Raw genomic sequence first — 18,356 nt, 5'->3', positions numbered from 1 at the left:
ACCTTTTTATAAATTGCGCAACGAATCGATTATTTCTGTTTTCGATTTTGTTTTTTCATCTATTTTTTTAATTTGGCGGGCCGGAACTCCTGCTACAACTGTATATGCCTCCACATCTTTAATAACGATGGCACCCGCAGCTACAACCGCCCCTTTTCCGATACGTACACCTTCCAATATGACTGCATTTGCCCCAATGACGACATCATCCTCGACAACAACCGGTAACGCGCTTGGCGGCTCCACGACACCCGCAAGCACTGTCCCTGCACCAATATGGCAGTTTTCACCCACTGTTGCGCGACCACCTACTACAACGCCCATATCAATCATCGTTTTAGCCCCAATTTCAGCGCCAATATTAATAATCGCCCCCATCATAATGACCGCATGATCCCCGATTTTTACTTGATCGCGAATAATGGCGCCTGGTTCAATTCGTGCGTTCACCAGTTTTGTATCCAAAAGCGGCACACCTGAATGGCGTCGATCGTTTTCAACTACATAATCTTCAATATGTTTAGCATGCTCCTTTAATGCATCCTCTATTTCTGACCATTCACCGAATACAATTGCGCTATTTCCTTCACCAAAAACTTTGCTTTGCGAACCATATGATAAATCCGCAACCCCTATACCTTTCACATATACTTTTACTGGTGTTACTTTTTTCGCTTCTGAAATAAAGTTAATAATTTGCTGTGCATTTAATTTTTCCATTTATACACCTCGTCATATGTCAATTTTCTTTACATTCTAAATTGTACTAAATTTCCGTCGAAAATCAATTGCAGTTCGGCATAGTTGTTTTTTAGTTAATCCCTTTCGAATAATCGTAAAGACAGCGCGCATGATCTTGCACGACATTCACAAAAGCCTCGACTTGCCGCAATTCAAATGTAGATTCATAGCCGATAAGCCATGTGTCACGCGTTAATCCATCATCACTTTCACTGTTTGTCAGCGGGATTTTATGGACATTCTCCTCTCCGTTCAATGTGATCGAAGGTAAAATCGCATAGCCTATTCCGTTCACTGCCATTTGCTTGCATGTTTCGATTTGATCCACAATAATTTGATGCTTTGGGTTGTAGTTGAAATGACGCTGCCACCATTGCTGAATTTCCTGATAATAGTTCGAATCGCTTTTAAATTGGATGAAGGGGCGATCTGATGTAATAATATCTTCCATATCCTGAATTTCTTTATCGACTAAATACATTGTATCCCGGAACAAGTGGATTTTCTTCCCTTTCCAATCTGCTTGACCTCGGACAATGCCAATATGCGCTTCTCCATCATAAAGAGCTTTGACAATTTCCGAGCTCCATCCCGTCATTAATGAAATTTTCGTATCCGGGTATTTCGTCACAAAGTCTTTTAGCACTTTCGGCAGCCAATTTTGGCCCACAATTGATGCACAGGCGATTTTTAATGTACCATGGACTTTTGAATTCAAAGCTTGTATCGCTTCAAAGATTTCTTCGCGCTTTATGATCATTTCATTCGAATATTGGATGACGAGCTCCCCGGCAGGTGTGGCCGTCAACCCTTTTTGGGAACGGATAAATAATTGGGCACCCCATTCTTTTTCGATTGATTGCAAACGCTGCGATAATGCAGGCTGTGTTAAAAATAGCCGCTCTGCTGCTTTCCGCATATTTTTCTCTTCTGCCAATACTTTAATAATTTCAGCTTCTGTCGCTGTCATTTATATTTCTCCCTTTCTACTAAACCGATTAAAAAGTCGGCAAAATCCCTTTTTGGACTTTGCCGACTTTACATTTAAGCATTGTGCTGGTAAATATACTTTTTTAATTGTTTTAAAATAATTCTTCGGGTCATAATACCAACAAAGGTGCCTTCATCATCGACAACACATAAGAAAGCATGGTTAATGACTAAATCAAGTGCACGCTGAAACGTATCCGAAATCTTTAAATACGCAACATCTTGATTCATTACCTCGTCAACACGGATATCTGCCAATTTATCATATTCAATTCGCTCTAAGCCTAAAATAGACTCTGTAATCATTTTTGTGCTCAATAAACCTTTTAACCGATACTTAACGTCTAATACCGGAATTGAAGAATACCCTGTTTTCGTTAAAACCAACAATGCATGTTCAGCGCTATTGCCACTTTGAACATGGGCTACCTTCTCAGATGAAATAATAAAATCTTTTATAGGCATATCTAGTAAAGCTCTGTTGTTCGTTGAAATCATGACATTCTACTCCTTTATCCCGCTAATAACGGGCAGCACCATACGAAAAAAGCTGAAAATGACTGCCGTTACTCACTTGCTCCACCGTTTGGCAGAACAACTTTTCTTATCTCTATAATACCATACGAACCATTTTTATGACTATGAAAGGCGCCTATTCCGAAAAAAGAAAAAGCATAATAAGACGAGAATTTCCGTCTCATTATGCAATGAAATTAGTAGCCTCTTGCCCAATAATAAAAAATAATTATACCGGTAAAAGCTCCGAAAACAACGTATGATAAAATAATCGGATTGAGCAGAAAAGGGTGCTCCTGAATCTCTTCCGGAACTTCCGGATCCCGTTCCCGTCCACTGGCTTCTATATTATGCCCGACGCGCACCGTCAAATAGTAGCCCATAAAACAAAGAATGATGACAACAAAAATTGTTGGATATAGCCACATTCCGATCACTACCGCCTCCTTTTTCGCGATTAGCGATAGTATGCGGCAATTTAAGGCAACCTATTCGTCAGCATTTCTTATAGTTCAGCATAATTGCATCTGAATTAGAATGGATGCTGATTAAGCCATTGCCCACCATCTAATGTAATACATTCCCCATTTAAATAACTTGCTTTATCGGATAGCATGAATGCTGCTAAATCCGCAATTTCCTCCGGTGTGCCGAGACGTTTCAAAGGCACTGAATTAATTGTGCGCTTCGCCTGTGCTTCCGATTCCCATAATTTATCCGCGCCCCCTGTACGCTCAATTGGACCTGGTGCAATAGCGTTTACACGAATGCCGTATTGCCCGCCCCATTCAACTGCAAGCGAGCGGGTTAATGATAATACACCCGCTTTTGCAGCAGCAGAATGGATAACGCCCGCACCCGCGCCCCATGCATATGTTGCAACCATATTCAGCATTGCCCCTTTAATGCCCTTTTCAATCCAATAGCGCCCTACCGCCGATGAGCAATAAAAAGTGCCGTTCAATACAATATCAATAACCGCTTTCCATCCATTAGGCGATAATTTTTCTGCATGCACTAAAAAGTTTCCGGCTGCATTGTTCACTAACCCATCCACTTGTCCGAATTTTTCAGCTGCGAACGCTACCATTGCCTGTGCATGTTCCGGTTCACGCACATCCATTTGAAATGTTTCAACTGTTGAGCCAAAAGCCGAAACTTCGTCCTTTGCTTTTGCCAGACGCTCTGCATCACGCCCTGTAATAACGACATTCGCCCCTTCTTTCACGAACTGCTTCGCCATGCCAAGCCCCATTCCGCTAGAGCCGCCTGTAATAATAATCGTCTTGTTTTGCAGCATTCCATACATCCCCTTTGCATATAAAATGAACAACCATTCATAATTGTATTCTACTACAGTAGCGAGGAAATACATACTAAAATATGAAATTTTCTGATTTAAACAGTATTTTTCTAATTCCATAAACGAAGTTCGCATATCTTTAAGAGAAAAAGTGTACCAAGCTTTCATCCTGCTAAGTTTGCTATGCCCTTTAAAAACGCAAAAACTGCTATGAATGTTTTCATCCATAGCAGCTTCATCCAATTATTCCTCTACAATCGTGCCAAGCGATTCAATTAAAAAGATTTCCTGACTATTAATGCGTACATCACTGTTATGATCTTCTTTATAATGGTATTTGCCATTTGAATCCTGAATGCGCGCTTTTTGATTATCCTCAATTTGTGTTAGCATAATACGCTGAATACGGCTTTTGATTTCCGCCGAGTAAATCGGGAATAAAATTTCAACACGCTTGATCATGTTGCGTGTCATCATATCTGCTGACGACAAGTATAAATTATTTTCCCCATTATGATGGAACCAGAAAATACGGGAATGCTCCAGGAAGCGTCCAACAATGCTCAAAACGGTAATATTCTCGGATATTCCCGGAATGCCTGGGCGGATACAGCAAATGCCGCGGATAATAAGCTCGATTTTCACGCCTGCAATCGATGCTTCATAAAGCTTCATCATTAAATCCTTATCTGTCAACGAATTCATCTTTGCACGAATAAAACCATTTCCATGCTGTTTATGTAATGCAATTTCCTTATCGATCAAATTCAGGAACTCATCGCGAATATCAAAAGGCGCGACGACAATATGATGGAATTTAGGCTTTTCCGTATAACCGCTTAAATAATTGAAAAAGTTTGTGGCATCAATTCCAAATTCTTTATTCGATGTAATAATCCCCATATCCGTATAGATTTTTGCAGTCGCATCATTATAGTTGCCTGTTCCTAAATGAACGAAGCGCTCAATCCTCCCTTGGCGGCGACGCACGACTAGCGTAATCTTCGAATGGGTTTTCAAATTATTCATGCCATAAATTACGAGACATCCCGCCTGCTCCAGCTGTTTCGCCCAATGCACATTGTTTTCTTCATCAAAGCGTGCCTTAAGCTCCACAAGCACAGTTACTTGCTTTCCATTTTCCGCCGCTTGCTTTAAAGCTTGTATGATAGGCGAATTCCCGCTTACTCGGTACAATGTTTGTTTAATCGCCAACACGCTCGGATCTTTCGCCGCCTCTGAAATAAAGTCGACAATCGGCACAAAAGATTCGAACGGGTGATGGAAAAATATATCTTGCATTAATGCTTTTTCGTAAATATTTTCATCCGATTGTAAATCTTGCGGCGGCTGCGGGATAAAGCTTTCATATTCCAAATGCTCCCTACCTGCAGAAATTGCTTTTACAAAAGCGAACATTGCCGTTAAATCGAGAGGGCCATCAATTTTAAATACATCGGATTCCTCTATTTCGAATTCATCCAATAAATATTCCAAAACATCATCATTCATCTCGCCGTCCCGAACTTCCAACCGGGAACCAACGCCCCATTTCCGCTTTTTTAACTCTTTTTCGATTTCCACCAGAAGATCTTGTGCACCTTCTTCATGAATCGTCAAATCCGCATTTCGTGTTAAGCGGAATGCTTGTGTCGATTTTACTTTATAGCCAAAAAATAAGCGGTCGATATTGCTTGAAATTACATCTTCCAACAATACGAAAACCGTTTCTTCACCTTTCGTCGGCACTTTAATGAAACGCTCTAAAACAGACGGTACTTGGACAATGGCGACTTTATCCATATTTTCCGTGTCTGAGCCGCTATTTTCAAGCATGACAAGCAAGTTGAGCGTACGCCCCAACAGCGTAGGAAACGGCCGGTATGCGTCGACTGCAACCGGTGTCAGCACTGGGAAAATCGTTTCTTCGAATAATTCATTTACGAAGTTTTTTTGTTCCCCATTCAGAAATTTCAAATCGCGGATATGGACTTTTTCTTTCGGCAATAATTCATGCACCAAATGGCGATATACTTCTGTTTGGCGTCTTACTAGCGCTTGTGTACGCTCGGCAATTTTTGCGAGCTGCTCCTTCGGTGTTAAACCAGATTTATTTTCAGGTTTGTGGAAGCCCGCACGAATTTGATCTTGCAGACCCGCGACACGAACCATGAAAAATTCATCCAAGTTTGAACTGAAAATCGCTAAAAACTTCAGGCGTTCCAACAACGGATTATTTACATCTTCCGCTTCCTCCAAAACACGTTCATTGAATGCAAGCCAGCTCAGTTCACGATTATTGTAATATTGAGGCTTTGCAATTTCCTCAAACATCTGGATCTGGGTTTTCAGCTCTTCATTGTTTTCTTCAAAGTTTCTATCAAACATAGGATCTGCTTCCATATTCATCGTCATATTAGTTCCACCCTTCTTCTTTGAATATAAGTTTAATCTCACATTTAAAAACACGTTCTATATGCTTTTTCTGTCTTTCTGCCTGTGCCAGTTCCGCTATGGCCCGTTCTGATGTCATCACTTGTATTTGCAGGAAATCGCTTATTTTTTCTATGGAAATACTTTTTACGACATTGCGCTTCGTCATATTCAGTGCATATACAAACTTCAGCATTGCGCCAAAATCGCGCAGCTTTTTTAATTCTTCCTTTGAAATCCAGCCATCGAATGGCTGGGCAAAACGCATAAAATAATCGCGGTTTTTATAAGATGCGAGCAATGCCAGCTTTACACGATTTACGTGCGACAAGCCTGGTATTGACTGGTTTGAAATCAAGTAAAATGTATGCTGGCTAGAGGAATCCAGTTCAATATATTCTCCGATTGCATATACTTTTGCCGCTTTTTTTAACAGCTGCAAGTCCGCTTCATTATATTCAAATAAATGCAAATAACTGCACTCCCGATAAAATTGCTCCGTCAGTGACTCTAATGTTTTCACTTCTTCTTCAGAGCGTCCGTAAGCGAATGCGAGTTGCCGGCCACTTTCTTGAAAAACATTATATTTATCATATGCTTTTGGATTTCCTTGCAAAACACGACTAATAATGAGTCCTTCCCGCAATCCCTTCTTGCTAATTTGAAAGATGTTCGCATGGACGACAGACATTAGTGCAATAAACACCTCAAGGGCTATTACGATGATATCCGCGCGGTCAGAGGAAAGACCGTCAAGCTGCTTTAATTCATCGAAAGAAAATTCCGTCAAATAATCGCATAATTTCTTTAAATCTTCCTGCTTCATTTCATATTGATGAACGCCTGATAGCGGATAGCCTATTTTTTGCTGGTGAACTTGGGCAATATTGCGGGCGCTTCCCCCAATCGCAATAATCGGCAATCCTGCGTCCACAATCCAGTTCAACGAAGCAAACTGCTCCTGTAAAAAATTCCGCAGTTTTTCGCGCTCTCGTTCATTAATAATGGAGCCATCTACAAATTTTTGCTTTAAAGAAACGGTCCCAAATGGAAAACTAACTGTTTTTTGAAGTTTTTTATTTTTGAACAATGTAATTTCCGTCGAACCGCCACCGATATCAATCGTTACTGCAGAGGACGTATCCATTGATTGTGCCACTGCAACAAACCCGTAATATGCCTCTTCTTCCTCTGTTAAAATATCAATCATAATGCCGGTTTCGTTCTGCATGCGTGCAATAATCGCTTCATTGTTAATAGCCTGACGTATCGCGGCAGTGGCAGCGGCTTTCACATCTGTCACTTGATAATCCGCCAGTATTAGGCGAAATGACTTCAATGTCTCTGCCAATAGCTGAATTCCTTCTTCCGACATTTCCCCGTTCGGCATAATATAAGTGCGCAGACGGGCAACCGTTTTAATATTTCCGAATTCTCGTAACCCTTCATTTTTATTATAGGAGTATAATACAAGCCGAATCGTGTTCGAACCGATATCGATAATTGCCGTTTTAATTTTTTTCATCGATTTGTTTCACTTCTTTCTGAATATATGCCTTAGCTATCGCTTCCATTTGAAGATATATGGGAATCTGCGCCATTCGGTTCTTTTGATTACTAATAATTTCCATTGCACTTACAAAAAGAGCCGGAACTACTTTTTCAAGTATCCGGCTTTATCACTATTTTATACATTTTATAAAGATGGTTCAATTCATTGAGGGAATTTTCACAAAATTAACTTATCCATGCGTAAAATCAACTCTGTAATCTCAGGTTTTGAAATTTGATCTTCCGCTCCAACCTGATCCCCTTTATGGCGCAAATCGTCGGTAATTAAGCTAGAGAATATAATTACTGGCAGCTTTTGCAGATCGGGATGCGTTTTGATTTTCTTCGTTAAATGATGCCCGTCCATTTGCGGCATTTCAATGTCTGTCACAACCATTTGTACATGTTTTTCGATTTCTTTGTCTGCTTTTACTAAAGCTTCCAAATACTCGTACGCATCACGGCCATTTTCGAAAAACTCTGTATTGACATAGCCTGCTTCATTCATCGTATCGAATAGAAGCTTTCGCAATAATGGCGAATCTTCTGCAATGACGACTTTCTTTTCACTGCGGTCACGCTTGCCGAGCTTTTTAACAGAATCAACGCTAATGCTCGATTCAGGATTGATATCAACCATAATTTTTTCAAAATCCAACAGTAGAATCATTTCGCTGTCACGTTTTATAACACCAATTACTTGTGATGTTCCACCTTGATACATATCAGATGGCTTTTCGATCTGATCCCAAGATATACGATGAATTTGTGTTACATTATCAACATGAAACACAACACGCTGCTTATTAAACTCAGCAACAATATATTTTTGTTGCGGATTGCGGTTGTTTGTTGGGATACCTAACACTTTAAGCATATCCACAACAGGCAACACTTCTCCACGTAATTGAATAATCCCTTCAACATGCGGATGTACATGTGGAATAAATGTGACTGGAATCGGTTGAATAATTTCTTTCACTTTAATGACATTAATACCAAATTTATTATTAGCTACTTCGAATTCAACAATTTCAAGTTCATTTGTTCCGCTTTCCAGCAAAATCCCTTTTTGATTTTCCAATACATGCCTCTCCTTCCAAACTACCAGGTTAACGATAACTCCATTGTATCATAGGGTACCCATATCTACTATAAATTCTTGTGTAATATGTACTCACTTATAATACTTGATTAATGCTTGTGTACCGTTGTCCCCGTAGCCTTCCGCGAGTAATTTATCATACATTGATTTAGCTAAAGCCAAGCCTGGTAATTGGAGGTTCATACGTTCCGCTTCATCAAGGGCAATTTTCATGTCTTTAATAATATGTTTAATAAAAAAGCCTGGATCCAAATCGTCTTTTAGTATTCTTGGCGCCAAGTTGGATAATGACCAAGAACCTGCTGCACCTGCTGTAATCGAGCGCAGAACATCATCCATCGATAGCCCTGCTTTTAATCCGTACGCAATCGATTCGCAAACACCGATCATTCCTGATGCAATTGCGATTTGATTGCACATTTTTGCATGTTGGCCACTGCCCGCTTCACCTTGATACACAATATTTTGACCGAAGATTTCGAAAATCGGCTTCATTTTTTCATATATATCAAAATCTCCGCCAATCATAAGTGATAGCGTTCCATTTTTCGCCCCGACATCACCGCCGGAAACGGGCGCATCTATACTATGTAATCCAATGTCTTTTGCCTGTGCATACAGTTTTTTCGCAAGTGTCGGCTCGGATGTCGTCATGTCCACTACAATCGCATCTTTATTTGCAGTGGAAAAGATCCCTTCATTTCCGCTGTATACTTCTTCCACATCTTTTGGATAGCCGACCATTGTAAATATAATATGCTGATCTTTACTCGCTTCTGCAGGTGTATTCGCCCATTTCGCTCCTGAGGCAATAAGCTCTGCCGCCTTGCTTTTTGTACGTGTATATATTGTTACATTATGCCCTGCATTTAATAAGTGCTTTACGATACTGGCCCCCATCACACCTGTGCCGATAAAGCCTATTTTTTTGGATTCCATGTCTATTCCCCTTTAGCATTTTCTTTTATTTTAACAAAATCAGGGAAAACTTCAATGTCAGTAATTTCTTGCAATTATGAATAAAGCGCAATATTTCGCATATATAAAAAAAAGAGAGCAGCAGCGTTCATCCGCTTCTACTCTAAAGGGGGAAATGAGAATGTTGCTGTGTTCAACCTTACTATTCCCCTTACACCGATTTATAAACATAAAATTATAAATTATTTTCATTTATTATTTGAATTATCGATTTTGCACTTTGTGATTGATCAAATGCGTTTATTAAACGATCAACTTGTTTGCTTAGCTGAAGCGTTTTATCACTTTGTAATCCATTTTCTAAGCCCGACTGAATCATTTGCTTCCGCTTCAATTCAATTTCTATAAGTAGTGCTTCATCGAGTGTTGCTCTACCCAACCTTCCCCCTCCTCACCTTTCATTCGGTTACCATTATTATACTCATTTTGAAAACTTCTTACAAAAAAATCATCATGCAAAATTCGACAATATTTATGCCCTCGGGTTTTCCAAAAACGTATAAACGACGTCCCCACCTTGCTTTGCCTCACCTCGGAAATTTTTAAATTGCTCATCTTTAATTAAGTGTTCACGAAATTGTAAAAATTCATCTTTTTTAATTAATGCAGATTGTATCTCCCCATTGCGTAATTGATCTAAAACTGCTTTATAGTCTGCCATCATAACCCATCCTTTTCTCTACTTAATATAATTATTATCCAATATATCAAACTCCCACTAGAAAAGAAAAACCAAAAACTAATCATATTAAAATAACAAAATTATTCAAACTAGCGGAACTTTGTAGTATAATTTCAAGCAAACTGTTAATCAATAGTCGATGAAGGGACTGACTGTGTATGAAAATTGCTGAGGTTGGAAATATAATCGAGTTTAAAGACGGCTTAAAAGGGGTCGTGGAAAAGGTGAATGAAAATTCGGTCATCGTGGATATTACGATCATGGACAATTTTCATGATTTGGAAATGGAAGAAAAAACAGTTGTTAATCACAAACGGTATAAAATATTAGCTAATAACGAATAATTTAATGCAAATTGCCCTTTTTAACATTGAGATGATGATAAAAAGGGTAATTTTTGTTACGATACGTAAAAGGAGGTTGAAAACAATGATAAACAAGAAACAAACCATTACACTCCTTCTGGCATTAGTTTTTATTTTTAGTATGATGTTTTTTACATTTTATGAAAAAGCTATTTTCTGGTATTTATATGCGTTTACTTTACTTGTCGGGATAGCCATCAGTTTAGTGGCAGGAAAATTCGAAGACAGTATACCGACTTGGCAATATTTGATTTTCGGGATTGGCTATGGAACGATTACGTACGGCCTCGTTAAACTTGGCTATATATTAATGCCCTATATCGATAAAAATGCAGTGAATGATATTACGAAATTTTTGGATGTGTATGGACCGCAAAATATTTTCCATTACTTAATGTTAATCTTTATAGTGGCCGTCGGAGAAGAAATGTTTTGGCGCGGCTATGTGCAACAGCAGCTAAAACAATTTACGTCACCTTTTTGGGCTGTCATCATTACTTCCATTTTATTTTCACTATCGCTGGCCATTAGTGGTTTCTTGCCTGGTGCATTGGCAGCCATTATCGCCGGTATTTTATGGGGTGCTTTATATGAATGGAAGAAAAGCTTACCGTTAATTATTGTTTCGCATATTGTATTTGTTTTATTATTATTTTTAGTTTTACCTTTATTCTGATACAATAAAAGCAGAAACTTATCTTTCTAAATTCCGTCTATACATGTAGGAGGGGAAGCAATATGAAAAAAATTATTTCCGCGATCGGTACAGTATTTATTCTTTCAACTGTTTTGGCAGCTTGTAATACAGATACAGAGGAGCCAAAATCGACAGCAGCGAATGATCAGCAACCGGAAAATGAGCAAGTCGGGCAAGTACAAAAAGAGGAACAGCCAGAAACAGATACAGAGCCTGCAAATAATACAAAACAACCAGAGGAACTAAAAAAAGAACAAAAAGAAAATAAAGATGATTCAACATTAACTTATATTTCACATGGTCAATTATTTACAGAGGATGTTACAGCTGCGAAAAGCGAAGAAATGGACTACACAATCCAACACCTTGAAAACTATACACTTGTGGCAGAAGAACCCGGTGTCGATCATTTGCTATATAATGAAGATGAAGCCTTTTCAATGCAGATTGAGGTGGCAAAAAAAGAAGACGTAACATTTGATCAAATAAAAACATCTGCAAATGACACGATTTCTGCCATTGCCCCTGATAATGTTAAAGAGTTCGAAGTATCTTCGGTTTTAACGGAACGCGATGGAATTTTGAACATTATTGGTTATGAGACAGAGCTGGATGGGGAAAAGATTGTAAAAATTGCGTTTGAGCGCGAAAACTTATTTGCTACATTAACGATTTATGATACAGAACAAGCAGATTTAACGGATGCCTTTTTCCAGATGGGCTTAACGATTCAATAAAAAGAAGCTATCCATGAAGCCATTTCATGCCGGCTCCTTTATGGCGGGTAATCATAGAAGCGAATATTTAGCAGAGAGAAAGGGGTGAGTTAAAAGTTTCTTGACTTTTAACTCACCCCCTTTTTCGCGTTTCCCTAGTAGGATAAATCCTTTATAGATAAACCTAGTTTCTTTAATAGCTCTATAGCTGTTTCCTTTTCTTCGGCCGTTAGTGCACCTAAGAGCTCATGAAGCTGATTCTCATGCTCCGGAAACAGCTTGTCCATAAATTGGGCACCAAGCTCCGTAATTTCCGCATATGTGACGCGTCGATCATTTGGACATGAAATTCGCGCTAAAAACTCCCGCTTCTCCAACTTATCAACAACATACGTAATTGAACCGCTCGCCAGCAAAATTTTTGTTCCAATTTGCTGTAATGGCTGGCGGCCTTTATGATATAAAAGTTCTAAAACGGCGAACTCTGTTGGATTCAATCCATTTTTTTGTATAAATTGATTCGTCGCTTCACTTATCGCTTTATGGGCTCTTGATAATACGATAAATAATTTCAACGATTGTTTTACTTCCTCTGAAGCCATAAAAACCATCCTCTATTTTAAGTAATCAATTACGCCTCGGCGTAATTGCGTCCAGATTTTTCGAATGAGGCCCACTGGATGCGGGTCAGTCAGCCATTGTCTCACAATGCGGCGCTGTCCAGGCTGAGTACCTTTTCAAAATCTCCCTTAAAAATCTGTGACATCTGCCAGAAGCTTGGCCAACATGATGCTGGTCACTCAGCCGTTACCACATGGGTGTGGTGCTCTTAGACTAAGTTCCGCTAATTTCAGCAGATGCTTAAACATCCGCTGAGTGGAGATATGCTTATTATAGCGATGGATTGAAAGATTTGTCAAAATCACTTCGAAAGCAATGAAAGTTTTGCCTCGCTTATTTTGTATGCATGTGCGGTACTTAAATATTCAATTTCATTACGTAAATTGAAATCAATTAAAAAGTTGGATCCCACACCTAGCTCGCTTTCGATATTAAGTGTTCCGTTATGTTCCTTAACGACTGATTGGACAAGCAATAGCCCTAACCCGGACCCGCCTTCTTTCGTCGTATAAAATGGATTTAAAGCGTTTTGTATATCGACGGCATCCATCCCTTTCCCGGTGTCTTTAATGGAAAGCTGAATACAGTTTTTCTTGCGGTGAAGCAAACTTACAACAATATAATTGTTTTCTTCAATAGATTCTATCGCGTTTTTCAATAAGTTAATAATCATTTGCTTTAAACGGCTAGAATCTCCGTTCATCGTATATTCTGCTTCTTCATCATATTCAAATACAATCATCGCATTTGTGGTCATTGCTGTCGGCTGCATAAGTTGAATCGCCTGTTCAACGAGTTCTCTCATATCCAGATTATTAAAAACTTGCTTCTTCGGTTTTGCAATATTCAATAAATCTGCGAGCAAATCGTCCATTCGCTGCAGCTCTGATTCAACAATTTGAAAATAAGGATGTTCCTGCTCATTTAAACTGCTTTTAATCATTTGAATGAATCCTTGAATAGACGTCATCGGATTGCGGATTTCATGCGCAATAGATGCTATATTTTGACCGATGAACGATAATGATTGCTGATGCTCGATTTTTTTCAGCAACATCATCTCTTCTGTTTGATCAATTATCGTCGTCACCAAAAGGCCAAGATTGTCATCTACTTTACTTATAAAATTCAAATAGACTATTTTTCCGTCAGCGGCTTCCCTTTTCACAAAAATGCTTGCCATTTCCCTATTGGAGATTTTTTTGTAATATTGGACGATGACAGATGATTCATATTGACAGTCTTCAAATAAATAATCATAGCTTCTATTTTCTATTTGAACGGCTTTTCTATCTAATAAATGCAGCGCCATAGCATTGACCGATAAAATTTTTCCGTTCAGCATCGTTAAAATAACCCCTTGTGCCATCCCGTTAATTAAATTTTGGAATGCCATTGTTTCATTTTTTTCTTCAAATGAAATAACATTTGACGGGTTTAGTTGGATTCTTGTAAAAATTAATTGTTTATGTTCAAGATAGTAGCCCCAAATTTTAATTGGCATTTTCTGATGATATTTGTTCACTACCGAAAAAGTAGTACTAGAAGTTTCGTTTTTCGTTACAGTGCCTATAAATCGCTCAAACTCGCCGCTAAGCTTATCGGCGCTATCCCAAAAATATGAAGGGATATGTGCCGACCGTAGCATTTCATCCGCCTTATTATTCATAAATTCAATCTTTCCCTGGCGGTTAAAAATAATAATTTGTTCATTCGATTGCTGAAAAAGCTCTCCTACCATCGTGCTCAATTGTCCTTCCACTACTTTTTTTGCCCCCCATTTTTAGACATTATAGAATTTTCTGAATTTAAGACCATGATTATTTATTATTTCATATTAGCTTTTGTAATAAAATGGGTATATTATACCATATTGTTTGCAGCCGTTTTCACTGCTACAATAAACTTTATGAAGAGGAGAATTAAAATATGAAAATCATCTTAAGTACGCTAAACGCAAAATACATCCACACGAATTTAGCGATTCGTTATTTAAAAGCGGCTGCACTTCCTGAATTTGATTGCGAGCTTGCAGAATATACGATTAAAGACCCAGCATTTAATATTGTATCTGACCTTTTCCAAAAGAAGCCCGATGTTGTCGGATTTAGCTGTTATATTTGGAATATTAATGAGACGATCTCAGTCATTCGCATGCTTAAAACCGTGTTGCCGAATATTAGAATCGTGCTTGGCGGACCTGAAGTTTCATACGATGTTCATGAATGGATTCGTAAGCATGAGGAAATCGACTATATCATCATGGGCGAAGGGGAAGTTTCCTTCAAAGAAATGCTTCGCTACTTTAATGGAGAGATTCCGCTGGAAAAAGTGCCCGGGATTTGTTATTTGGAAGAGGGCAAATTGAAAATACATGCACAGCCAGCAAAAGTGGACTTACGCGAAATTGCTACACCGTTCCGCTTTGAAGAAGATTTGCCGCACTTAGGCAAGCGTATCCAATATATCGAAACAAGCCGCGGCTGTCCGTTCAGCTGCCAATTTTGCCTGTCTTCCATCGAAGTGGGCGTTCGCTACTTTAACCGTGAAAAGATTAAAGAAGATATACGTTATTTAATGGATCACGGGGCAAAAACGATAAAATTCGTCGATCGGACATTTAATATTAGCCGTAGCTATGCAATGGAAATGTTCCAGTTTTTAATTGATGAGCATAAGCCAGGAGTCGTGTTCCAGTTTGAAATTACGGCAGACATTATGCGCCCTGAAGTAATCCAGTTTTTAAATGACAATGCACCGCGGGGCCTATTCCGCTTTGAAATCGGTGTTCAATCTACAAATGACTTAACAAATGACCTTGTAAAGCGCCGGCAAAACTTTGAAAAGCTGACTCGTACTGTCACTATGGTAAAAGAAGGCGGCAAAATCGATCAGCATTTGGATTTAATCGCCGGCTTGCCTGAAGAGGATTATGCATCATTCCGCAAAACATTCAACGATGTATTTGCGATGCGCCCTGAGGAATTGCAGCTCGGCTTCTTAAAATTGCTGCGCGGTACAGGCTTGCGTCTGGAAGCTGAAAAATACGGCTACACATATGTAGACATTTCACCATACGAAATTTTCTCCAATAACGTTCTGACATTCGATGATATCGTCCGAATTAAACATGCCGAGGACGTGCTAGAAAAATATTGGAATGCACATCGCATGGACAATACGATCGAATATTTAGTAACGGAAGTTTTCGAAACGCCATTTGATTTCTTCCAAAGCTTCGGGACATATTGGGAAACGAAAGGCTGGTCACGCATCGGCCATCAGCTGGAAGATTTGTTCCGTCGTTTACTCGAGTTTCTGCAAACGGTGGAACAGGCGGATTTACAAGTTATTACAAGCTTAATGAAGTACGACTTCCTGCAAGGTCAGCAGTTCCAGCCGCGTAAACTTTGGTGGAATGACCGCCTTTCAGAGGAAGAGATGAAGGAAGTTTACTCTCGCATTAAAGAGAACCCTTCCATTGCAGGCGAGTTATTTGCCGACATGCATGTTACGGAACGCGAATTATTTAAACATTCTTTAGTTATTCCATTTCATATCGCCTTGCAAAACTACGAAATCGGTACCCCGCAAAAGAAAAGCGGCTATTTATTCACATACTTCCGCAATGGAGAACAGCCTTATTTTTATACGTTTACCATTTAAATTGCTCACAACTCCGAGGGCACATCGTAGAAGCAGCAAGTGTTGAGGGCTTGATGTGATATTCTGTAATATCATTAGTAAAAATTTAAAACGCTGCGAAATCTTAACTATGGATTTCGCAGCGTTTTTTTATTCTCTTTATTAGTATTGAGATTTTTATCGCTTATTCGTTTTGGAATTATCGGTTTGTTTTTCTTGATTTGAATTTTTATATTGTTCTTCCGTCAAATCATTGTCTTCGCGAATATCTAAATCGTCAGGACTTAAATCTGCTCCGAATTCCGCTCTCTTAACTTCTTTTTGGTTGTCTTTCTTTTTTTGCACAATTATCACCTCCATTAAATAAATTAACCATTTGGTGTCAATCTATTCTTGAAAGGATAAATACTGGCCTTTTGCGCAAAATTATTAGAAGCATTGCGTCTGTAGTTGCTATCGAAGACGAAAATTCATGTCCTGTTTTTAATTATCATTGTATGGGCCGGTTAATTTATTACGATGGTCGTTAAATGCTGTTTTAACCATTTTCGCCAAATATATTTGGTTAAGTTTACCCAATAATGATCCTTTCTTTCGGATAATGGTATTTTTTCTTGCTGGCCGACCCGCCGATTGAATACAGGAATGAAATCAATCCGACACGCCCTACGAACATGAGTATCATAATGACGATTTTGCCGAATGTCGTTAAATCATCGGTTATTCCGAGAGACATTCCACATGTTCCGAAAGCCGAGGTAATCTCAAATAAAACTTGTATCATCGTTGCTTGTTTTTCTGTAATAAATAAAATCATCGCCGCTCCGATCACCATAATAATCGCAAAAATTAAAACAGCAAATGAACGGTACACATCAATTAAATGAATTTCCCGATTAAAAATTTGAATATCCGACTGGCCTCGGGAAAACGTAATTAAAAACAAAATGACAATGGCGAACGTTGTCGTACGGATCCCGCCGCCGACAGAGCTTGGTGAGGCACCGATGAACATGAGCACACTCATAAAAAGCTGTGTCGCTTCATTAAACAAAGTAACATCAAAAGTTGTTAAACCCGCAGACCTTGTGGATACAGAGTGGAACATTGCCGAAAATATCGCCTCATGCCACCGCATTCCTCTAAATGATTGAAACGCCTCTATAATAAAAATGACGATCGAACCAAAGGCAAACAAAGCAGCATATGTGACTGTTGTAAGCTTTGTAAACAAGCTAAAACGAAATGACGGATCTTTTTTCATTAAATACGTCTTCACTTCGATTAGTACAGGAAATCCGATTGCACCCAGGAAAATCAAAATCATACAAACAAATTGGATGAAATAATCGTGGTGAAACGGTTGCAGGCTCATTCCCGTAATATCAAAGCCTCCATTCGTCGTGGCAGAAATCGATGCAAATATACCGTTGATCGCAGCCTCTTCCCATGTCCCAAAATAGCGTTTAAAATGGATCGTTAAAATGAATGCACCGGTAAATTCAATCATAAATAGCAACTTCGTGATTTGGCGAATTAATGCTACGACACCTGATAAATTATATTGATTATGGTCAATCATAATGAGCTGTCGTTCGCGCATTCCGATTTTTCTCCCAAATAATAGCCATAAAAAGGTACCAATTGACATAATGCCGATCGCACCAAACTGCAATATTAGTAAAATCATGGCAAGTCCAAAGCTACTATACGTTTCCGCGACAGTAACAGTTGTCAGTCCTGTGACACTTACCGCACTCACCGCCGTGAAAAAACTGTCTAGATGGGACACGTTCACCCCTTCTAGATGAACACCAGGAATACGCAGCAATAAATATGAAATAAGAATCGCAAAGGAATAATAAGTGAGCAATAATCGGAAAGGCGTGATACTCCGCTTTTCTCGCTGCTTAAAAGACATAAACATCGCCTCCCGTAATTGTTGACATTTTTTCTAGTATAATGAATTACTGTGTAAATGAAAAGATGGGGCTATATTAAAAGCCAAAAAGA

General features: G+C 39.0%; 19 protein-coding genes. 4 read left to right on the top strand and 15 right to left on the bottom strand.

Going from position 1 to position 18,356, the window contains the following annotated elements:
- Nucleotides 1-6: 6 nt before the first annotated feature.
- The 11 genes from dapD to ykzS form a co-directional block, all read right to left on the bottom strand.
- Complete coding sequence (gene dapD, locus ACTHOQ_RS04810; protein ID WP_440494541.1) at nucleotides 7-720, bottom strand: 2,3,4,5-tetrahydropyridine-2,6-dicarboxylate N-acetyltransferase; 714 nt, start codon at nucleotides 718-720, stop codon at nucleotides 7-9.
- Between the two features lie 91 nt (nucleotides 721-811).
- Nucleotides 812-1,711, bottom strand: coding sequence for a transcriptional regulator CcpC (gene ccpC / locus ACTHOQ_RS04805; protein ID WP_440494540.1), 900 nt, complete (start codon nucleotides 1,709-1,711; stop codon nucleotides 812-814).
- 74 nt (nucleotides 1,712-1,785) lie between these two features.
- Nucleotides 1,786-2,229 (bottom strand): cyclic-di-AMP-binding protein CbpB, encoded by a 444-nt coding sequence (cbpB, locus tag ACTHOQ_RS04800; protein WP_440494539.1) that lies wholly within the window; start codon nucleotides 2,227-2,229, stop codon nucleotides 1,786-1,788.
- 215 nt (nucleotides 2,230-2,444) lie between these two features.
- Nucleotides 2,445-2,684: a short-chain dehydrogenase gene (locus tag ACTHOQ_RS04795; protein WP_440494538.1), complete on the bottom strand. Its 240-nt coding sequence runs from the start codon at nucleotides 2,682-2,684 to the stop codon at nucleotides 2,445-2,447.
- 95 nt (nucleotides 2,685-2,779) lie between these two features.
- Nucleotides 2,780-3,547: a 2,4-dienoyl-CoA reductase gene (fadH, locus tag ACTHOQ_RS04790; protein ID WP_440494537.1), complete on the bottom strand. Its 768-nt coding sequence runs from the start codon at nucleotides 3,545-3,547 to the stop codon at nucleotides 2,780-2,782.
- A 246-nt stretch (nucleotides 3,548-3,793) separates the two neighbouring features.
- Nucleotides 3,794-5,965, bottom strand: a complete 2,172-nt coding sequence (locus ACTHOQ_RS04785) for an RNA degradosome polyphosphate kinase (protein WP_440494536.1) — start codon at nucleotides 5,963-5,965, stop codon at nucleotides 3,794-3,796.
- Nucleotide 5,966: 1 nt separating this feature from the next.
- A complete protein-coding gene (locus ACTHOQ_RS04780; protein ID WP_440494535.1) occupies nucleotides 5,967-7,508 on the bottom strand; it encodes a Ppx/GppA phosphatase family protein in 1,542 nt (513 codons plus the stop codon).
- 204 nt (nucleotides 7,509-7,712) lie between these two features.
- A complete protein-coding gene (locus tag ACTHOQ_RS04775) occupies nucleotides 7,713-8,618 on the bottom strand; it encodes a chemotaxis protein (protein WP_440494534.1) in 906 nt (301 codons plus the stop codon).
- Between the two features lie 93 nt (nucleotides 8,619-8,711).
- Nucleotides 8,712-9,578, bottom strand: a complete 867-nt coding sequence (locus ACTHOQ_RS04770) for an NAD(P)-dependent oxidoreductase (protein ID WP_440494533.1) — start codon at nucleotides 9,576-9,578, stop codon at nucleotides 8,712-8,714.
- A 214-nt stretch (nucleotides 9,579-9,792) separates the two neighbouring features.
- Nucleotides 9,793-9,996, bottom strand: coding sequence for a Spo0E family sporulation regulatory protein-aspartic acid phosphatase (locus ACTHOQ_RS04765; protein ID WP_440494532.1), 204 nt, complete (start codon nucleotides 9,994-9,996; stop codon nucleotides 9,793-9,795).
- 93 nt (nucleotides 9,997-10,089) lie between these two features.
- A complete protein-coding gene (gene ykzS, locus ACTHOQ_RS04760; protein ID WP_440494531.1) occupies nucleotides 10,090-10,278 on the bottom strand; it encodes a protein YkzS in 189 nt (62 codons plus the stop codon).
- 179 nt (nucleotides 10,279-10,457) lie between these two features.
- Between ykzS and ACTHOQ_RS04755 the strand changes: the two genes are divergently transcribed.
- The 3 genes from ACTHOQ_RS04755 to ACTHOQ_RS04745 all read left to right on the top strand — a co-directional run bounded on the left by ACTHOQ_RS04755 (nucleotide 10,458) and on the right by ACTHOQ_RS04745 (nucleotide 12,098).
- Nucleotides 10,458-10,643, top strand: a complete 186-nt coding sequence (locus tag ACTHOQ_RS04755) for a YkvS family protein (RefSeq protein ID WP_008403508.1) — start codon at nucleotides 10,458-10,460, stop codon at nucleotides 10,641-10,643.
- A gap of 85 nt (nucleotides 10,644-10,728) precedes the next feature.
- A complete protein-coding gene (locus ACTHOQ_RS04750) occupies nucleotides 10,729-11,340 on the top strand; it encodes a CPBP family intramembrane glutamic endopeptidase (protein ID WP_440494530.1) in 612 nt (203 codons plus the stop codon).
- 62 nt (nucleotides 11,341-11,402) lie between these two features.
- Nucleotides 11,403-12,098 (top strand): chemotaxis protein, encoded by a 696-nt coding sequence (locus tag ACTHOQ_RS04745; protein WP_440494529.1) that lies wholly within the window; start codon nucleotides 11,403-11,405, stop codon nucleotides 12,096-12,098.
- A 134-nt stretch (nucleotides 12,099-12,232) separates the two neighbouring features.
- On the opposite strand, the gene ACTHOQ_RS04740 is transcribed toward ACTHOQ_RS04745, so the two are convergent.
- Nucleotides 12,233-12,679 (bottom strand): MarR family winged helix-turn-helix transcriptional regulator, encoded by a 447-nt coding sequence (locus ACTHOQ_RS04740; protein WP_440494528.1) that lies wholly within the window; start codon nucleotides 12,677-12,679, stop codon nucleotides 12,233-12,235.
- A 320-nt stretch (nucleotides 12,680-12,999) separates the two neighbouring features.
- Nucleotides 13,000-14,460 (bottom strand): ATP-binding protein, encoded by a 1,461-nt coding sequence (locus ACTHOQ_RS04735; RefSeq protein ID WP_440494527.1) that lies wholly within the window; start codon nucleotides 14,458-14,460, stop codon nucleotides 13,000-13,002.
- A gap of 167 nt (nucleotides 14,461-14,627) precedes the next feature.
- Here ACTHOQ_RS04735 and ACTHOQ_RS04730 point away from each other — a divergent pair, with 167 nt between their 5' ends.
- Nucleotides 14,628-16,364, top strand: coding sequence for a B12-binding domain-containing radical SAM protein (locus tag ACTHOQ_RS04730; protein ID WP_440494526.1), 1,737 nt, complete (start codon nucleotides 14,628-14,630; stop codon nucleotides 16,362-16,364).
- Nucleotides 16,365-16,520: 156 nt separating this feature from the next.
- Here ACTHOQ_RS04730 and ACTHOQ_RS04725 read toward each other — a convergent pair whose 3' ends face one another.
- Nucleotides 16,521-16,688, bottom strand: coding sequence for a hypothetical protein (locus tag ACTHOQ_RS04725; RefSeq protein WP_440494525.1), 168 nt, complete (start codon nucleotides 16,686-16,688; stop codon nucleotides 16,521-16,523).
- A 226-nt stretch (nucleotides 16,689-16,914) separates the two neighbouring features.
- On the bottom strand, nucleotides 16,915-18,264 hold the full coding sequence (locus tag ACTHOQ_RS04720) for a TrkH family potassium uptake protein (RefSeq protein ID WP_440494524.1): 1,350 nt from the start codon (nucleotides 18,262-18,264) through the stop codon (nucleotides 16,915-16,917).
- Between the last annotated feature and the right edge of the window lie 92 nt (nucleotides 18,265-18,356).

It is taken from the genome of Solibacillus silvestris (assembly GCF_051967575.1).
Classification (GTDB): Bacteria; Bacillota; Bacilli; order Bacillales_A; family Planococcaceae; genus Solibacillus; species Solibacillus silvestris_B.
Note: the sequence above shows the minus strand (reverse complement) of the source record. Positions and strands in the feature narration are given on the sequence as shown.